14 protein-coding genes are annotated in these 17,177 nt (G+C 64.6%); all 14 read right to left on the bottom strand.

Going from position 1 to position 17,177, the window contains the following annotated elements; all coding sequences use genetic code 11:
• Window positions 1-163: 163 nt before the first annotated feature.
• The 14 genes from FJ986_RS24095 to FJ986_RS24030 all read right to left on the bottom strand — a co-directional run bounded on the left by FJ986_RS24095 (window position 164) and on the right by FJ986_RS24030 (window position 17,174).
• A complete protein-coding gene (locus tag FJ986_RS24095) occupies window positions 164-3,055 on the bottom strand; it encodes a nitrate reductase (RefSeq protein ID WP_140676031.1) in 2,892 nt (963 codons plus the stop codon).
• A gap of 3 nt (window positions 3,056-3,058) precedes the next feature.
• Window positions 3,059-3,388 carry a nitrite reductase small subunit NirD gene (nirD, locus tag FJ986_RS24090; RefSeq protein ID WP_140676028.1) on the bottom strand — a complete coding sequence of 110 codons (330 nt, stop codon included), beginning with the start codon at window positions 3,386-3,388 and terminating at the stop codon, window positions 3,059-3,061.
• 208 nt (window positions 3,389-3,596) lie between these two features.
• Entirely contained in the window at window positions 3,597-6,047 is a 2,451-nt protein-coding gene (gene nirB / locus FJ986_RS24085) for a nitrite reductase large subunit NirB (RefSeq protein ID WP_140676025.1), read from the bottom strand.
• A 4-nt stretch (window positions 6,048-6,051) separates the two neighbouring features.
• Window positions 6,052-6,849: an ABC transporter ATP-binding protein gene (locus FJ986_RS24080; RefSeq protein ID WP_140676022.1), complete on the bottom strand. Its 798-nt coding sequence runs from the start codon at window positions 6,847-6,849 to the stop codon at window positions 6,052-6,054.
• A 10-nt stretch (window positions 6,850-6,859) separates the two neighbouring features.
• Window positions 6,860-7,750: a nitrate ABC transporter permease gene (gene ntrB, locus FJ986_RS24075; RefSeq protein WP_140676019.1), complete on the bottom strand. Its 891-nt coding sequence runs from the start codon at window positions 7,748-7,750 to the stop codon at window positions 6,860-6,862.
• Window positions 7,751-7,830: 80 nt separating this feature from the next.
• The gene (locus FJ986_RS24070; RefSeq protein WP_140676122.1) at window positions 7,831-9,147 is read right to left on the bottom strand and encodes a CmpA/NrtA family ABC transporter substrate-binding protein; all 1,317 of its coding nucleotides are present in this window, start codon (window positions 9,145-9,147) and stop codon (window positions 7,831-7,833) included.
• 335 nt (window positions 9,148-9,482) lie between these two features.
• Window positions 9,483-10,709, bottom strand: a complete 1,227-nt coding sequence (locus FJ986_RS24065; RefSeq protein WP_181181920.1) for a CmpA/NrtA family ABC transporter substrate-binding protein — start codon at window positions 10,707-10,709, stop codon at window positions 9,483-9,485.
• Between the two features lie 2 nt (window positions 10,710-10,711).
• Window positions 10,712-11,314: an ANTAR domain-containing response regulator gene (locus tag FJ986_RS24060; RefSeq protein WP_140676013.1), complete on the bottom strand. Its 603-nt coding sequence runs from the start codon at window positions 11,312-11,314 to the stop codon at window positions 10,712-10,714.
• Window positions 11,315-11,439: 125 nt separating this feature from the next.
• A complete protein-coding gene (locus tag FJ986_RS24055) occupies window positions 11,440-11,772 on the bottom strand; it encodes a hypothetical protein (protein WP_140496173.1) in 333 nt (110 codons plus the stop codon).
• Window positions 11,773-11,884: 112 nt separating this feature from the next.
• Window positions 11,885-12,685 carry an endonuclease/exonuclease/phosphatase family protein gene (locus FJ986_RS24050; protein WP_140549708.1) on the bottom strand — a complete coding sequence of 267 codons (801 nt, stop codon included), beginning with the start codon at window positions 12,683-12,685 and terminating at the stop codon, window positions 11,885-11,887.
• 107 nt (window positions 12,686-12,792) lie between these two features.
• Complete coding sequence (locus FJ986_RS24045) at window positions 12,793-14,256, bottom strand: phosphatidylserine/phosphatidylglycerophosphate/cardiolipin synthase family protein (protein ID WP_140624246.1); 1,464 nt, start codon at window positions 14,254-14,256, stop codon at window positions 12,793-12,795.
• 124 nt (window positions 14,257-14,380) lie between these two features.
• Entirely contained in the window at window positions 14,381-15,406 is a 1,026-nt protein-coding gene (locus FJ986_RS24040; RefSeq protein WP_140676010.1) for an ABC transporter ATP-binding protein, read from the bottom strand.
• Window positions 15,407-15,414: 8 nt separating this feature from the next.
• Window positions 15,415-16,257 (bottom strand): carbohydrate ABC transporter permease, encoded by an 843-nt coding sequence (locus tag FJ986_RS24035; RefSeq protein WP_140496169.1) that lies wholly within the window; start codon window positions 16,255-16,257, stop codon window positions 15,415-15,417.
• Window positions 16,254-17,174: a sugar ABC transporter permease gene (locus tag FJ986_RS24030; protein WP_140496454.1), complete on the bottom strand. Its 921-nt coding sequence runs from the start codon at window positions 17,172-17,174 to the stop codon at window positions 16,254-16,256. The genes FJ986_RS24035 and FJ986_RS24030 overlap by 4 nt, the downstream gene beginning before the upstream one ends.
• Window positions 17,175-17,177 lie beyond the last annotated feature (3 nt).

Raw genomic sequence — 17,177 nt, 5'->3', positions numbered from 1 at the left:
GAGACGTCGGCGGCAACCCCACACGGGCAAGCACGGCGCGTTCAGCGATCTTGGACAACCGCAGCTAGCCGCGGTTGTCGTCCTGCCGCCCGGCTATGATGGGCTGACGCGGGGTCCGCCGGCGCATACGCATCGGGAGGCCGCCGATGGCGGGTTCTGCCGCCTACTCGGCCGCCTGAACGCGATGTGCCTGGATGATGGCGCGGATCTCAGAGCGGCAGGAGCCGCAATTGGTGCCTGCCTTCAGCGCGGCGCAGATGGCTTCCACGTTCGTGCAGCCGGAAGCCACCGCCGCCGTGATCTGGTTGATCCCGACGTTGAAACAGGAGCAGACGGTCGCGCCGGCATCGGGCCGTTCGGCACCGGCGCGGCCGGCGACGATGCGGAAGCGCTCGCGTTGGCTGGCATGGGCCTCTTCGAGCTGCTGCGTTGCCCATCCGCGCGACACGGCGACCGGGCCGGGAGCGACGAACAGGGCGCCCGCGAGCTGTACGCCATCGAAGGCGGCGATGCGATGCTGGCCGGCATCGCGGTCGTGATAGGCGAGTATTTCGGCATCGGTCGAGGCGCCGAACAGGGATTGGGCAAAAGTCGTCCAGTCGATTTTGTCGTCTGCAAAGGCGAGCTCGACCCGCCAGCCATCCCTGCAGCGGGCCACGGCCCAATAGTCGCCGGCGATCGCTTCGGGCCTTTGTCGGGTCACGGCGAAGCCGAACGCCATCGCGGCGAATTTCTCGATGTGCACCGCGACGTGCTTCAGTGCCGGCTGGCCGGAAACTGGGTCGGTGAGTGGCGCGGTGAGCGTGTCGAGCCGGCCCTTGGCGGTGAACTGGTCCGTCCAGTGCATCGGCGCGAAGATGCTGCCCCGGCGCTGGCGGGACGTGATCAGCGCGCGCACGAGCACGGCGCCGCGCGGGCTGGAAACGCGCGCGATGTCGGCGTCGCCGATGCCGTATCGCGCGGCGTCGTCGGGATGAATCTCGACGAAGGGTTCGGCGATGTGCTGCGACAGACGCGGGCTTTTGCCGGTGCGTGTCATGGTGTGCCAATGGTCGCGGACACGGCCGGTGTTGAGGATGAGGGGGAATTTCTCGTCCGTGCGGGTTTCCGTGACAGGGCGGACGGCGATGAAGCGCGCCTTGCGGTCGGGCGTGTAGAAATTGCCGTCGGCGAAGAAGCGGGTGTTCGGTGGCCCTGCTTTATCGTTCTCCGGTTGGGGCTCAGCTTGAACGTTCCCCTCCGAGAGATGTCGAGCCCAGGCGCCCCCCTCTGTCCTGCCGGACATCTCCCCCTCTAGGGGGGAGATCGGCAGTTTTGTCGACGGCGCTCGTCCTGCGGTATCGGCGATTGGCGAAGGCCGTCGTGGCATCCAATCTCCCCCCTTGAGGGGGAGATGGCCGGCAGGCCAGAGGGGGGCGCCTGGGCTCGGCGCCGGCCATTGGAATGGCGCAAGCGCTTCGTAAGCTTTCTCATCGACACCGGCATACCAACCAATATCGAAATCGCGCGCGCCATCATTCTCGAAGCCCGACAGCGCCGCGTGCTCGGCGAATATCCCGGCCGGCGCGTCATAGGAAAACGCCTCGCCAAACCCCATCCGCCGCGCCACTTCCGCAATGATCCACCAATCTGGCCGCGCCTCGCCGGGCGCGGCCAGGAACGGGCGCTGGCGCGAGATGCGGCGCTCGGAATTGGTAACGGTGCCGTCCTTCTCGCCCCAGGCGGTGGCCGGCAGCCGGACATGGGCATGGCGCACCGTGTCTGTGTCGGCCTGCACGTCCGACACCACCACAAACGGGCAGGCCTTGATCGCTGCTTCGACGGCGTCGGCATCGGGCATCGAATCGACAGGATTGGTGGCGAGGATCCACAGCGCCTTGATCCGCCCGTCGGCGACCGCCCGGAACATGTCGACCGCTTTCAGGCCGGGCTTTTGCGCGATGTCAGGTGCATTCCAGAAGCGCTTCACGCGTTCGCGATGCCCCGAATTTTCAATCTCCATATGCGCGGCCAGCATGTTGGCCATGCCGCCGACCTCGCGTCCGCCCATGGCGTTGGGCTGGCCGGTGACCGAGAACGGCCCGGCGCCGGGCCTGCCGATGCGACCGGTGGCGAGGTGGCAGTTGATGATGGCGTTGACCTTGTCGGTGCCGGACGACGACTGGTTGACGCCTTGGCTATAGACCGTGACGGTCTTGGCGGTCGCGGCGAACAGGCCGTAGAAGCGGGCGAGCTCGTCCTCGCTCAGGCCCGTGGCGGCAGCGATGCCGGCAAGGTCGAGTGCCGAGGCGGCGAAAAGGGCTTGTCCGAAGCCGGTCGTGTGCGCCGTGATGTAGGCGCGGTCGAGCGCATTGTGCTGGCCGAGCCAGGCGAGCAGGCCGGTGAACAGGGCGACGTCGCCATCGGGCGCGATCGCCAGGTGCATGTCGGCGATATCGGATGTCATGGTGCGGCGCGGGTCCACCAGCACGATTTTCATCTCCGAGCGCTTCTCACGCGCGGCAGCTATGCGCTGGTAGAGCACGGGATGGCACCAGGCGAGATTCGAGCCGACCAGCACGATGAGATCGGCAAGCTCCAGATCCTCGTAGGTTCCGGGCACCGTGTCGGAGCCGAAGGCGCGGCGATGGCCGGCGACCGAGGAGGCCATGCAGAGGCGCGAATTGGTTTCGATATTGGCCGAGCCGATGAACCCCTTCATCAATTTGTTGGCGAGATAATAGTCCTCGGTCAGCAACTGGCCGGAGACATATAAGGCGACCGCATCCGGCCCATGTTCGGCAATGGTTTGCGAGAAGGTCGACGCGACAAGATCGAGTGCCTCATTCCAGGAGGCGCGGCGGCCGTGGATCTCGGGGTTGAGCAGCCTGCCGTCGAGGCCGATGGTCTCGGCAAGAGCAGAGCCCTTGGAGCAGAGCCGGCCGAGATTCGCGGGATGGTCGGGGTCGCCGCGGACCGACACCTGTCCGTCCGCGGCGACCTTCGCCAGCACGCCGCAGCCTACCCCGCAATAGGGGCAAGTGGTCCTCACCTCGCGTGCTTCGCCAATCTGCATGGGTCAGGCCGCGCGGCTTGCCAGCGCTTCGAGCGCGATGAACAAACGCTCGCCCTCGATCTTCACCGGAATGGTGCGCACCGCGCCCTCGTCGACGCCGAGCGCCTTGCCGGTCTCCAGCGAGATGACCCAATTGTGCAGGGGGCAGGTGACCGCCGCGCCATGCACGATGCCCTGGCTCAGCGGCCCGCCTCTGTGCGGGCAATGATCGTCGATGGCGAAGACCTGGTCCTCGGCGGTGCGGAAGATAGCGATCTTGCCCTGCGGCGTGGCAACACAGCGCGCGCCCCGGCGGGGGATGTCGGACAGGGAGCCGATCGGTGTCCAGGTCATTGGGTCGCCTTTATTTGATACGAATGCGCCCAGGCGCCCCCCTCTGTCCTGCCGGACATCTCCCCCTCAAGGGGGGAGATCGGTAGTTTTGCTGATGGCGTCCGTTCTGCGAAGTTGGCGATTGGCAAAGGCCGTTGTGGCATCCAATCTCCCCCCTTGAGGGGGAGATGGCCGGCGGGACAGAGGGTGGCTCGCGCGAACATCTCCATCACTCCGCCGCCTCCGCGAACCCGACCGAGGCCATCGGCCGGAACTCGTGCTTGTCCTTGCCTGACACGCGTTCCGACCACGGATCGACCTGGGCGAATTTCTGGGAAAAGACGAAGCGGTCGTAGAAGGCCTTGCGCTTGTCGCCATCGTCCATGATCTGGCGCTTGATCTCGGCGATGCCGACGCGCTTGGCCCATTTGTAGATGCGTTCGAGATAGCGGGCCTGCTCGCGGTACATCTGCGTCAGCGCCACGATATGCTCCAGCGCTTCGTCCTCGGTCTTGACCAGGCCAAGCACTTCGGTGCCCTTGATGTCGAGGCCTGCCGCACCCGCGAAGTGGATCTCGTAGCCACTGTCGACGCAGATGACGCCGACGTCTTTGCAGGTCGCCTCGGCGCAGTTCCTCGGACAACCCGAAACCGCCATCTTGACCTTGGCCGGCGTCCACGAGCCCCACATGAATTTCTCGATGCGGATGCCGAGACCGGTGGAATCCTGCGTGCCGAAGCGGCACCAGTCGGAACCGACGCAGGTCTTCACCGTGCGCAGACCCTTGGCATAGGCGTGGCCGGAGACGAAGCCGGCCTGGCCGAGGTCGGCCCACACCGCTGGCAGGTCTTCCTTGCGGATGCCCAGCATGTCGATGCGCTGGCCGCCGGTGACCTTGACCATCGGGATATCGAACTTATCGACGACATCGGCGATGGCGCGCAGTTCGGCGGCATTGGTGACGCCGCCCCACATGCGCGGCACCACCGAATAGGTGCCGTCCTTCTGGATGTTGGCGTGGACGCGCTCGTTGATGACGCGTGACTGGTAGTCGTCCGCGTATTCGTCCGGCCAGTCGCAGACGAGATAATAGTTGAGTGCCGGCCGGCATTTGGCGCAGCCGCAGGAGGTTTTCCATTCCAGTTCCTGCATGATCGCGGGAATGGTCTTCAGCGCCTTGGCCTTGATCAGCCGGCGCACCTCGTCATGGCCGAGCGTCGTGCAGGAGCACATGGGCTGTACGGCGGCCGGGTTGTACTTGTCGCCGATGGTCAGCACCATCAGTTTTTCGACCAGCCCGGTGCAGGAGCCGCAGGAGGCCGACGCCTTGGTGTGCGCGCGCACGTCGTCGAGCGAAGTCAGCCCCTTGGCCGCGATCGCGCCCGTGATCTTGCCCTTGCAGACGCCGTTGCAGCCGCAGATTTCCGCATCATCCGGCAAGGCTGCAACGGCCGCCATAGGGTCCAGTGGGGCACCCCCCTGGTAGGACTGGCCGAAGATCAACGTATCGCGCATTTGCGATATGTCTGTTTGCTTCTTCTTGAGGTCGTTGAACCAGGCGCCGTCCGCGGTCTCGCCGTAGAGCACGGTGCCGATGATGCGGTCGTCCTTGAGCACGAGGCGCTTGTAGACGCCGGCCGCCGCGTCGCGCAGCACGATCTCCTGGCGGTCCTCGCCCTCTGCGAAGTCGCCGAGCGAGAACAGGTCGATGCCGGTGACCTTGAGCTTGGTCGGCGTGTCCATGTGGACAAAACCGGCCGCCTCGTCGCCGGCGAGCTGGCGGGCGGCGACGCGGGCCATCTCGTATAGGGGGGCGACCAGCCCATAGATCTGGCCGTTCACCTCGGCGCATTCGCCGAGCGCGTAGATGTCCGGGTCGTTGCTGCGCATGCCGGCATCGACGACGATGCCTCTGTTGACGGCGATGCCCGCCTCCTTCGCCAGCGCTGCATTCGGCCGGATACCGACGGCCATCACCACCAGCGTCGCGGGGATGACGGTGCCGTCGACGAGTTCGACCTGCTCGACCTTGCCGTTGCCCGTGATCGCGTTTGTATTGGCCTTGGTGACAACCTTGATCCCGCGCTGCTCGACGGCGCGCTGTAACAGATAGCCTGCCGCCGGATCGAGCTGGCGCTCCATCAGCGTCGGCATGACATGCAGCACGGTGACGTCCATGCCTTGCGCGTTGAGGCCCGCTGCTGCTTCCAGTCCGAGCAGTCCGCCGCCGATGACCACAGCCTTGGCGCGCGACTGGGCCGCGAGCATCATCGCCTGGACGTCGTCGAGGTCGCGATAGGTGAGAACGCCGGGCAGGTTGTGGCCGGGCACCGGGATGATGAACGGCACCGAGCCGGTGGCGATGACAAGCTTATCGTAGGGTTCGGTGACGCCGTGGTCCGACGTGACGGTCTTCGCTGCGCGGTCGATGGCGACGATCTTATGGCCCTTGTAGAGGGTGATGTTGTTGGCGATGTACCAGCCGTCGCCATGGATGATGATTTCTTCGTAGGCCTTCTCGCCCGAGAGGACCGGCGACAGCATGATGCGGTCGTAATTGACGCGCGGTTCGGCGTTGAAGATGGTGACGCTGTAGCGGTCCGGCGCCTGTTCCAGCAGGTGCTCCAGCATGCGCCCGGGGGCCATGCCGTTGCCGATGATGACGAGTTTTTGGGTCATGGCGTTACTCCGCGGCTTCGACGAAGCGGTGGCGTTCGTAGAGGAATTTCAGCACCGCCTCGCGGCAGTGCAGGAAGGTGCGGTCGGAAGAGAGCTCGATGCGCCTACGCGGCCGCGCCAGCGGCACCGGAAGCACCTCGCCGATGGTCGCCGCCGGACCGTTGGTCATCATGACGATGCGGTCGGAGAGCAGCACCGCCTCGTCGACATCATGGGTGATCATGATCGTCGTCGAGCCGAGCCTGGCGTGGATGTCCATCACCGCGTCTTGGAGGTGGGCTCGCGTCAGCGCGTCGAGCGCGCCGAACGGCTCGTCGAGCAGCAGGATCTTCGGCTCCATGGCGAGCGCGCGCGCAATGCCGACGCGCTGCCTCATGCCGCCGGAGATCTCGGCCGGCCGCTTGTCCCTGGCGTGCGCCATCTGCACGAGGTCGAGATTGCGCATGATCCAGTCATGCCGCTCGGCCTTGCTTTTCGAACGGCCGAAGACTTTCGACACCGCCAGGTTGATGTTCTCGTAGACTGTCAGCCAGGGCAGCAGCGAATGGTTCTGGAACACCACGGCGCGTTCGGGACCGGGGCTGTCGACCTCCCTGTCCTCGAGCAGCACGGCGCCGGCGGACACTGTGGTCAGGCCGGCGATCAGGTTCAGCAAGGTTGACTTGCCGCAACCGGAATGGCCGATGATGGAGACGAATTCGCCCTTGTCGATGGTCAGCCTGATGTCTCTCAGGACCTCGCTGACCTGGCCGCCGCGGGCGAAGGATTTGTCGATATGGTCAAGTTTCAGATAGGCGGGCATCAGCGTCTCCTCACTTTGCCGTTGTGCCGCGGGTGACGAAGGCGCCGACCGCCGCGACCATGCGATCGAGGCAGAAGCCGGTGACGCCGATATAGGCGAGCGCGACGATGATGTCGGGCAGCCGCGACGAGTTCCAAGCGTCCCAGATGAAGAAGCCGATGCCGACGCCGCCGGTCAGCATTTCGGCGGCGACGATGGCAAGCCAGGACAGGCCGATGCCGATCCTCAGGCCGGTAAAGATGTAGGACGCGGCCGCCGGCACCATGATCTTGACGAAGAATTCGAACTGGTTGAGCCGCAGGATGCGCGCGACGTTGCGATAGTCCTGCGGGATGTTGCGAACGCCCACCGCGGTGTTGATGATGATCGGCCAGATCGAGGTGATGAAAATGACGAACAGCGCCGATGGGCTGGAATCGCGGAACGCCGCCAGTGATAGCGGCAGCCAGGCCAACGGCGGCACGGTGCGCAGGATCTGGAACACAGGATCGAGGCCGCGCATGGCCCAGATCGACTGGCCGACCAGCGCGCCGAGCGCGACGCCGACGATCGCCGCCAGGCCAAAGCCGATGGCGACGCGCTGCAGCGAGATCAGCACCCGCCAGGCGAGCCCGATGTCCTGCGGGCCGTTGTCGAAGAACGGATGCGCGATCAGGTCGTAGGCCTCGTTCCACACCTGGCTGGGCGGCGGCAGGCTCGATGTGGGCGACGAGCAGGCGGTCTGCCAGACGACCAGCATGAGCGCGATGACGATGGCCGGCGGCACCAGCGTGCTGGCCAGCCTGCCGACGATCGCGAGCGGATCGAAGCGCCGCCGCGCGTTGGCGGTGAAGGTGATGATTTCGGCCGACTTGGCGGGGAACGCCTTCACCTTGCTGTCCTCGATAGTCTGGATCGACATGTCTGGGAAAAACTCCTTGGGCGGGTCTTGGTGAGCGACAACCGCGCTCCGCGCCATTGCACTGGAGGCGGCCTTAGCGCCTACGCCGCGACCTTGATCTTCAGGCTGTCGAGATAGGCGGACGGATTGGCCGGATCGAAGACCTTGCCGTCGAAGAAGGTCTCGACGCCGCGCGAGGAGGACGCCGGAACGTCGGCGGCCGCCACGCCGAGGTCCTTGGCCGCCTCGCGCCACAGATCCTCGCGGTTGACCTGGTCGACCAGCGCCTTGATGTCGGTGGTCGGCGCGAACTTGCCCCAGCGTATGTTCTCGGCAAGGAACCAGGAATCATGGCTCTTGAACGGGTACGAGACGCCGCCCTTCCAGAATTTCATGTAGAGATCGGTGCCGGTGGCGACACGACCGTTGCCGTAATTGATGTCACCCTGGAGGCGGCCGATGATGTCGGCGGCTGGCACGTTCATCCATTGCCGCTTGCCGATGATGGCGGCCATCTCATTCTTGTTTTCCGTGGCCTCACACCATTGCTGGGCTTCCATGACCGCCATCAGGATCGCCTTGGTGGCATTCGGATATTTGTCGATGAATTCGGCGCGCAGGCCGAGCGCCTTTTCGGGATGCTCCTTCCACAATTCGCCCGTGGTGGCGGCGGTGAAGCCGACGCCCTGATGGACGAGCTGCTCGTTCCACGGCTCGCCGACGCAGAACACGTCCATGTTGCCGACCTTCATGTTGGCCACCATCTGCGGCGGCGGCACGACGATGGTCGAGACGTCCTTGTCGGGATCGATGCCGCCGGCGGCAAGCCAGTAGCGCAGCCATAGATCATGCGTGCCGCCCGGGAAGGTCATGGCGGCCTTGACCTCCTTGCCGGCAGCCTTCTTGGCGGCGAAGGCCTCCTTCAGCTTCGAGGCGTCGAGGCCGACGCCGGTGACGGCATATTCCTGCGCGACCGAAATGCCTTGGCAGTCGTAATTGAGCCGCGCCACGATCGCCATCGGCAGCGGCTGGTTGTTCTGCGTCACCTTGCCAGTGTGCATCAGATAGGGCATGGGCGTCAGGATATGGGCGCCATCGATGCCGTTGGCGGCACCGCCGAGCATCAGATTGTCGCGCGTCGCGCCCCAGGAAGCCTGCTTGAGCACTTCAACATCGGGCATGCCGAATTTGGCGAACAGGCCCTTTTCCTTGGCGACCATCAGCGGCGCGGCATCGGTCAGCGCGATGAAGCCGAGCTTGGCGCCGGTGACTTCGGGAGCGGAGGTGGCGGCATAGGCGCCGGAGGGGAAGAGCTTGCGGGCGGCCACGAACAAGCCTGCCGTCATGGCGCTGCTGATCAGGAAATCGCGGCGCGTCACATCACCGACCGATGTACCGGTGCCGAGCCATTTCTTCATCGTCTTCTTCATCATCGTCTCCGGTTGAACGGCCAAACAAAAAAGCCGCCGGCCAGGTCTTCGCGTCCGGGAATCCGGATCGCGTCTTGACCTGAGCGGCAGCTTTGCCTGTGGGCGCCCGCCATTGGACGCCTGTTCCGTGACCCACTAAGGGTCCGGTTATTTCAATGCAGGAACCGTGCCAGTCTCGCCTTAGAAAGGAATTTCGAATGAATTCAGCTGAATAGCCGATTCACGGGCAGATCCGGCCACCAAGTGACAAGGCCAAACATTGGTCAGCTATGCGATCAGTCCGCATAAATTTTGTGCAATGCACAAGAACGGCGCGGAAATGATCACCCTGGCCGCTGCGCCCCGATATAAGCGTCGATCTGGTCCGGATCGAAGATGCGGCCGTCGAAGAAACCGTCGGGGCCGAGCACCAGGCTTGCCCCGGCCGAGCCGACGGGCGTTGCGATCTTCAACGCCCCCTCGACCTTGGCATTGGCGCCCGGCAGCGCCACGCCGAGCGGCTTCAGCGCCGCCCGATAGAGGTCGGGCCGGTAGCAGTCGCGGGCGACGGCGAGGTTTTCAGGCGTGTGCGCGATATCGCCCCAGCGCACCATCTGGGTGTAGAACCACAGCGCATGGCTCTTCCAGGGAAAGTTCGCCGCCTTGTCGAACGGAACGAAGAAGTCCTCGACGTTCCGCTCGGCGCCGCTGCCGAGGCGGAGATGTCCGGTCAGGACCGGCATCTGGATCTCGGTGGACTGGCCCAGGAAGCCGGGCTGCGCCATCAATGCCGCCAGTTCGCCTCGATTGGCCGGGTCCTGGCACCAGCGGGCGGAGTGGTGCAATGCCCTGAGCAGCGCCGCCAGCGCCTCCGGCTGCGCTTCGGCCCAGGCCTTGCGCGCGCCGATTACCTTTTCGGGACTGTTGCGCCACAAAAGCGCTTTGACGGTGACGATATGGCCGGTGCCGGCCGCGACGGACGCACTGTTCCAGGGCTCGCCGACGCAATAGCCGTCGATGCGGCCGGCGGCCAGCGCGTCGGCCATGAAGGGCGGGGGCACGATAACAATCTCGATCTCGCCGTCGGGGTCGATGCCGCAGGCGGCGAGCCAGTAGCGCAGTTCGTAATTGTGCCCGGAATGCGGATGCACGACGGCGAAGCGCAGCGGGTCGCGGCCGGCCGCCGCGCGTTCGCGGATAAACGCGCCGAGCGCCGTGCCGGCGCGGGCCGGATCGAGATCCGATACGGCGCCATGCGCCGCCATGCCTTCCCAGACGGCGTTGGAGATGGTGACGCAATTGCCGCCGAGGCCGAGCGAAAAGGGCACGATCGTCTCGGATGCCAGCGGCGTGAGCCCGAGGTTGCAGGCGAGCGGCATCGGCCCAAGCATATGGGCAAGGTCGAAATGGCCTATGGCGATGCGGTCCCGGATGTTGGCCCAGGAGGTCTCGCGGTGGAGGACGAGATCGACGCCTTCGCGCGCGGCAAAGCCCATTTCGCCGGCCGCGACCAGCACGGCGCTGTCGAACAGGGGCATGAAGCCGGCGGTGATCTGATGCGCAGCTGTCATGCTCATTCATCCTCCAGCGGCCCGAGCAGCCCGGCTGTCGTCACCAGGCTATGGGCGATGTCGCTGATCTTGCGGTTCTGGTTCATCGCCGTCTTGCGCAGCAGCGTGTAGGCCGCGTCTTCGCTCAGACCCCGCGATTTCATCAATATCCCCTTGGCGCGGTCGATGACCTTGCGGTTCTCGAGTTCGCTGCGCGCTTCCTCCAGTTCGCGTGCCATGCGCGAAAAGGCGTTGAAGCGGCTGACGGCCATGTCGAGGATCGGCTTCACGCGTTCCTGCCTGAGGCCATCGACGACATAGGCGGACACGCCGGCATCGACCGCGGCCTCGATAGAGGCCTGGTCGGAACGGTCGACGAACATGGCGATCGGGCGCTTCACCGCGCGCGACAGCTGGAACATGTTCTCCAGCATGTCGCGGTTGGGGTTTTCGAGGTCGATGACAATCACGTCGGGTTCGATCTCGGCGATGCGGCGCGCAATGCCCGCCACGTCATGGACGACGGTCACCCGCTGATGGCCGGCCTCGCGCAGTCCCGCCTCGATGATCGAGGCGCGGATACGGTTTTCGTCGATCACCAGGACGGCTGGGGAGGATAGGACCATGCCCCGCATTGTGGGCAAGGTCGCGGAATTGTGCAATGCGGCATAGCCAGTGCAGCGGAAGGGGCGTGGCCGCAGCTTACCGCATTGCAATCAGGCCACGCAGATGCACTTCAGCGATCCTCGGGTCAGGTGCAAACACGAACCTCTTCGATCACCCTGTGATGGTGGCGCCAGTGTTTCACCAACTCGATGTGGCAGCGGTGGTGACGATGGTAGCGGCGGTATTCGCGGTCGCTGTAACGAACATCGCTGTCCTCGTCGTCGTTATAGCGATTGTCGATATAACGCTGGCGATCGTGATGGCGGCGCACGACGACCTCGCCATTGTCATAGTCGTCGTCGGGCGAATACTGGGGCTCGTCGCCGGACTGGATGGTGACGCTCGCGGCCTGCGTCGGCGCAATGACGGAAGCCGAAGCGGCCAACGCCATCATCGAGGCCAGGAAAAAGCTTCTCATGTCTCGTCCTCCTGTTGTCCAAGCCATATCAACTCGCAAAAGGAGCCGCCGTTCCGATACCGCCCTACACGCTTTCCAACGCGGTCGACATCAAGGCGTTATCGGCGCGTGGCTACAGGCGGACAAAGGCGGTCAGCGGCAGATGGTCGGAGGCGACCCGCGACAGCGGCGTGTCATGCGCTTCGACGGCCGCGATCATTCCGTGCCGGTTGGCCATGATGCGGTCGAGCGCCAGCAGCGGCAGGTTCGAGGGGAAGGTGGGAACAGCCGGAGGCAGCGGTCCAAACGTCAGATGCAGCGTGTTCAGCGCGGAGCGGTTTCCGAGGCGCCATTCGTTAAGGTCGCCGAGCAGCAGCGTCGGCTTCTCGTCGGGGCTGTTCATGATATCCAGGACGACCTGTGCCTGCTGCGACCGCGAACGGCGCAGCAGGCCCAAATGCGCCGCGATGACGCGCAGGGACTGGCTTCCGTCGAGGTCGATTTCCGCCACCAGAGCGCCACGCGGTTCCAACCCGGGAAGCCTGATCTGATGCACGTCGCGCACGACGCCCTTTTTGAAAAGCAAGACGTTGCCGTGCCAGCCATGGCCCTTGCCGGTCGCCGAAATCGGCACCGGCACCAGGCCGGTTTCCAGTTCGAGCCGGGACAGGTCGAGAAGTCCGGTCCGGTCGCCGAAACGGTTGTCCGCTTCCTGCAGGGCGATGACATCCGGGTCGATCTCGCGGATGACGCGACTGGTGCGCTCGGGATCGAACTTGCGGTCGACGCCGATGCATTTGTGGACATTGTAGGAGGCGACCAGCGTTCCGGTGGCGTCCGCCTTGTTGGTCGACGTGGCATTGGCCTTCCGCATCCGCTTGTCGCGAATGGACAAAAGCATGCTTGCCGGCAGGCTGCGCCCGTTCACCCGCATCGTTTGCCCGCCATTCCTGCTGCTTGCACCATGCACCTCAAAAAATAGAACCTTTCGGCATCTGTTCCATCATCGATTTCAAGCTATCTGGCAAACACGTCCTTTTGTTAAAGATAGGGCGAGCCCAGCCACAGGATGCGATCGAACAGACGGATGACGAATGGCCGCGCCCGCAATGCTTCCAGCGTGACAGGGACGGCCGTCTCGATCGCCGCCGCGATCCGCTTTTCGACCTCGCTGGCGAAGCCGGCGTCGAGTACCTCCAGGTCGATCTCGAAATTGAGCCGTAGCGACCTGGCGTCAAGGTTGGAAGACCCGATATAGGCCCATGCGCCATCGATCGAAAGCAGCTTCGAATGGTCGAAAGGTCCTTCCGTGCGCCAGACGCGGCAATAGTGCTTCAGAACCTGGTCGAATTGCGCCGTCATCGCACGGTCGACAAGGAAAAGATTGTTCACCGCCGGCACCACGATATCGATTTCGACACCGCGTCTTGCCGCGGTCGTCAGGGCGCTGATCAGTTCGCGGTCCGGCAGGAAATAGGGCGACATGAGGCGGATCGATTTGCGCGCGACGGAGAAGGCGCCGATCAGCAGCTTGTGATTGGTCTCGACGCTGGCGTCCGGGCCGGACGCGACCGCCCGCACCAGCATGGGCGTGGCGGGCGCCGGCGACAGCGGGGCAATTCGCCAGGCATCGCCCTTCAGCGCCTCGTTGCTGGCGAAACGCCAATCTTCGGCGGCAACCGAAAAGAGGTCGGCTACCACTGGACCGGTCACGCGAAAATGCGTGTCCCTGGAACTGTTGGAGCCGGCAAACTCGGCGGAAAAGCCCTTGCGAATGTTCATGCCGCCGGTAAAGGCAACCGTGCCGTCGACCACCAGGATCTTCCGGTGGGTCCTCAGATTGGCATAGGGCAGGTGCAGGCCCATGACGATGTTGCCGTTGAAGAGCCCGGCGGTGATGTCGGCGCCGCGCAGGTGGCCCAATATGCTGGGCACGGAATAGCGGGCGCCTACGGCGTCGATCAACACGCGCACGCTGACGCCGCGGCGGACCGCCCGGGCAAGGGATTCCACGAAGAGCAGGCCGACGGGGTCATTGTCGAAAATATAGGTTTCGAGCAGGACGCTGCGTTCGGCGCCGTCGATGGCCGCACACATCGCGGTGTAGGCTTCGTCGCCTGTTTCCAGGACCGTGATGGCATTTCCCGGATGAAGCGCGCGCCGCGCCACCCTATCGCCCAGCGTCCTGAGGCCGATGAAGCGCGGCCCGTATCGTTCGACGATCAGGGCCTCCTCGGCGGCAATGTCGCGGTCGTGCCTGGCGGACGCCAGATCGCCGGCAAGCGAGCGCTGTGCGCTGATCGAGGCGCGCCGGATGCGGTTGATGCCGGCCACGGCATAGATCAGCACGCCCAGGATCGGCGACAGCACCATCACGCCGACCCAGCCGGTGGCGGCCCGGACGTCCTCCTTGGTCATGACGGCATGGGCAATGCCAACGCTCGCGATCACCACCGAGATGATCGCCAGGATTTGAGGCCAGTGAGTCGCCAGGCTCTGCAGCATGGCCGGAACTATCCAGCGAGCGGATACAGAAGGCAATGCGGCCGGTCATTCGCCGCGTTCCCATGCTTCCGCGGGTTATCGCGTCCGCACGCCGGCTACGCGCTGGCGGCCATTCATGATCGCGTCAGACCGCGCGCCCTTCGCCGTCGAAGAAATGCAGGTGCGCGGGGGCTGCTTTCAGGCCGATCTCGGCGCCAATCTCGGGCGCCGTCCCCTGATTGTGGATGACAAGGCATGTCTGGCCCGCGTTCAATTCCACGTGGATGAGCGTGACGGCGCCAGTGTATTCGGCAAGCTTTACCTTGCCGCGCAGCGTGGCGGACGAGGGCTGGGCCAGCGACAGGTGCTCGGGCCGAACGCCGACCGAGACGGCCGTCGCGGGCACGGACGCCCCGTGGGTGATTGGCCGTCCATCGGCGAGCGGCAGGATGTTCATCTTCGGGCTGCCGATGAACTGGGCGACGAAAATGGTTCGGGGGCTGTCGTAGAGCTCGCGCGGTGAGCCGACCTGTTCGATCTTTCCGTCGCGCAAAACCACGATCTTGTCGGCAAGCGTCATGGCCTCGATCTGATCGTGGGTCACGTAGATCATCGTCGTCGACAGGCGCTGGTGGAGCGCGGCGATCTCGGAGCGCATGTGCACACGCAGTTCGGCGTCGAGGTTCGAAAGCGGTTCGTCGAAAAGGAAGACGTCGGGATTGGCGACGATGGCGCGGCCGATGGCCACGCGCTGGCGCTGCCCGCCCGACAGCTGACGCGGGAAACGGTCGAGCAACGGCTCGAGCTTCAGCGTCGCGGCGGCCTCCGAGACGCGCCGGGCGCGCTCGCCGGCCGGCACTTTGCGGACCTTGAGGCCGAAGCCCATATTGTCGCGGACGGTCAGGTGAGGGTAGAGCGCGTAGGACTGGAACACCATGGCCACGCCGCGCCTGGCCGCCGGAACCTCATTGACCAGACGGCCGCCAATGTGGAGTTCGCCCTCGCTGAGATGCTCGAGGCCGGAGATCAGCCGCAACAGCGTCGACTTCCCGCATCCCGACGGGCCGACGAAGACCACGAACTCGCCATCCTCGATCTCGAGATCGACGCCACGGATGACCTCGACCGTTCCGAACCGCTTGCGGATGTCCTTGAGCAGAAGCTTTGTCATGACTCCCCTTATCCCTTGACGCCGGAGAGGGCGAAGCTCTCGATGATCTGGCGCTGGGCGATCAGATAGATGATGAGGATGGGAACCACGGCCAGGCTCGTCGCCGCCAATTGCAGGTTCCACAAGGGCAGGCCGTAGCTGTCGTTGAAGTTGGACAGCGCCAGCGGCAGCGTGAATTTTTCAAGCGAACTGAGGAAGATCAGCGGTTCGAGGAACAGGTTCCACGAATGCAGGAAGGTGATGATCGCAACCGCCGCAAGCGCCGGCCGCGCCATGGGCAGGGCGATCTTCAACCAGACGCCGAAGCGCGAGAGGCCGTCCATCTTGCCGGCCTCTTCGAGTTCCCTGGGTAGCGCCAGGAAGAACTGACGCATCAGGAAGGTCGCCACGACGCCCTGCGGGCCGAAGACCGGCAGAAGGATGAGCGGCCAGTGCGTGTCGATCAGGCCCATGGCGCGGATCAGGAAGAAATTAGGGATGATGGTGACCTCTTCCGGCACCATCAGTGCCATCATCAGGAACAGCATCAACAGCCCGGCGCCGGCAAAGCGGATGCGCGCCAGCGCGTAGCCCGCGAGCGAGGCGATGAACAAGGTCAGCACCGTCACCGTCGCGGCGATGTAGAGCGAGTTGAAATACTGCCGCGCGAAGGGCTGATAGGTGAACACTTCCGCGAAGTTCTCGAAGCGCCAGACGCGGGGAATCAAGGTCGGCGCGCCGAAGATTTCGGTGGTGCTCTTGAAGCCGCCGGAAATCATCCACAGGAACGGGAACACGAAGGGCACGGCCAAAAGCAGCAGCGCCATGGTCCAGCAGATGCGATAGAGAATCTCGGTCCGGCGCTGGGTCACTCCATCTCCTTCCGCCGCAACATCACCTGCACGAGGGTGAGCGCCATCACGATGACGAACATGATCAGGGCCAGCGCGGCCGCGTAGCCGACGTTGAAGAATTTGAAGCCTTGCTGATAGATGTAGAAGGCCAGCACCAGGGTGCCGTTTTCCGGGCCGCCGCCGGTCATCTGGTAGATGTGGTCGAACACCTTGAACGAGCCGATCGTCGTCAGAACCATGATGACCAGCGTCGTCGGCGCGAGCAGCGGCCAGGTGATCATGCGAAAGACCTGCCAGCGCGAGGCGCCTTCCAGCGCCGCTGCCTCCTCGTAGTCGCGCGGTATCGATTGGAGCGCGGCGATGTAGAGGATCATGTTGAGGCCGACCATCTTGATGACTCGGGTGACGATGACGGCCGCCATCGCCCAGTTGGGCTCGCGCAACCAATTCGGGCCATCGATGCCGATCCAGGCGAGCATCTGGTTCACGGCGCCGCCTTCGCCCTGCAGCATGAATTTCCAGACGATGGCCCAGGCGATTGCCGATGTGACCACCGGCGCGAAGAAGACCGTGCGAAAGAAGACGACACCGAAGAACGGCCGCGAAAGCGCCAGCGCGAGGGAGAGCGCCAGCGCCATGTTCAGGGGAACGAGCCCCAGCGCGAAGATCACGGAATTGCGCACGACATGCCAGAAGTCGGGGTTCTCCAGCAGCGCATTCTGGAAATTGCGAAGCCCGACGAAGGTCGCCTGCTGGCTGAGCAGGTTCCACTCGGTCGTCGAATAATAGAAGATGGCGACCAGCGGCCCAAGGAAGAAGACCAGGAAGCCGATCAAGGTCGGGCTGACGAACAGCCATGCCTCCAGCATCTCCCTGGCCTTCAAGCTCAGCCACGGCGCGCTGGCAGGGCGCGCCGCATTGTCCCGGGATGCCATGCC

Origin of the sequence: Mesorhizobium sp. B1-1-1, assembly GCF_006442955.1 — a bacterium.
Lineage (GTDB): Bacteria > Pseudomonadota > Alphaproteobacteria > Rhizobiales > Rhizobiaceae > Mesorhizobium.
Note: the sequence above shows the minus strand (reverse complement) of the source record. Positions and strands in the feature narration are given on the sequence as shown.

Excerpts from the sequence above, each read along its gene's own strand:
- FJ986_RS24095 (WP_140676031.1), bottom strand. The coding sequence starts at position 3,055 with ATGCAGATTGGCGAAGCACGCGAGGTGAGGACCACTTGCCCCTATTGC.
- nirD (WP_140676028.1), bottom strand. The coding sequence starts at position 3,388 with ATGACCTGGACACCGATCGGCTCCCTGTCCGACATCCCCCGCCGGGGC.
- nirB (WP_140676025.1), bottom strand. The coding sequence starts at position 6,047 with ATGACCCAAAAACTCGTCATCATCGGCAACGGCATGGCCCCCGGGCGC.
- FJ986_RS24080 (WP_140676022.1), bottom strand. The coding sequence starts at position 6,849 with ATGCCCGCCTATCTGAAACTTGACCATATCGACAAATCCTTCGCCCGC.
- ntrB (WP_140676019.1), bottom strand. The coding sequence starts at position 7,750 with ATGTCGATCCAGACTATCGAGGACAGCAAGGTGAAGGCGTTCCCCGCC.
- FJ986_RS24070 (WP_140676122.1), bottom strand. The coding sequence starts at position 9,147 with ATGAAGAAATGGCTCGGCACCGGTACATCGGTCGGTGATGTGACGCGC.
- FJ986_RS24065 (WP_181181920.1), bottom strand. The coding sequence starts at position 10,709 with ATGACAGCTGCGCATCAGATCACCGCCGGCTTCATGCCCCTGTTCGAC.
- FJ986_RS24060 (WP_140676013.1), bottom strand. The coding sequence starts at position 11,314 with ATGGTCCTATCCTCCCCAGCCGTCCTGGTGATCGACGAAAACCGTATC.
- FJ986_RS24055 (WP_140496173.1), bottom strand. The coding sequence starts at position 11,772 with ATGAGAAGCTTTTTCCTGGCCTCGATGATGGCGTTGGCCGCTTCGGCT.
- FJ986_RS24050 (WP_140549708.1), bottom strand. The coding sequence starts at position 12,685 with ATGCGGGTGAACGGGCGCAGCCTGCCGGCAAGCATGCTTTTGTCCATT.
- FJ986_RS24045 (WP_140624246.1), bottom strand. The coding sequence starts at position 14,256 with ATGCTGCAGAGCCTGGCGACTCACTGGCCTCAAATCCTGGCGATCATC.
- FJ986_RS24040 (WP_140676010.1), bottom strand. The coding sequence starts at position 15,406 with ATGACAAAGCTTCTGCTCAAGGACATCCGCAAGCGGTTCGGAACGGTC.
- FJ986_RS24030 (WP_140496454.1), bottom strand. The coding sequence starts at position 17,174 with ATGGCATCCCGGGACAATGCGGCGCGCCCTGCCAGCGCGCCGTGGCTG.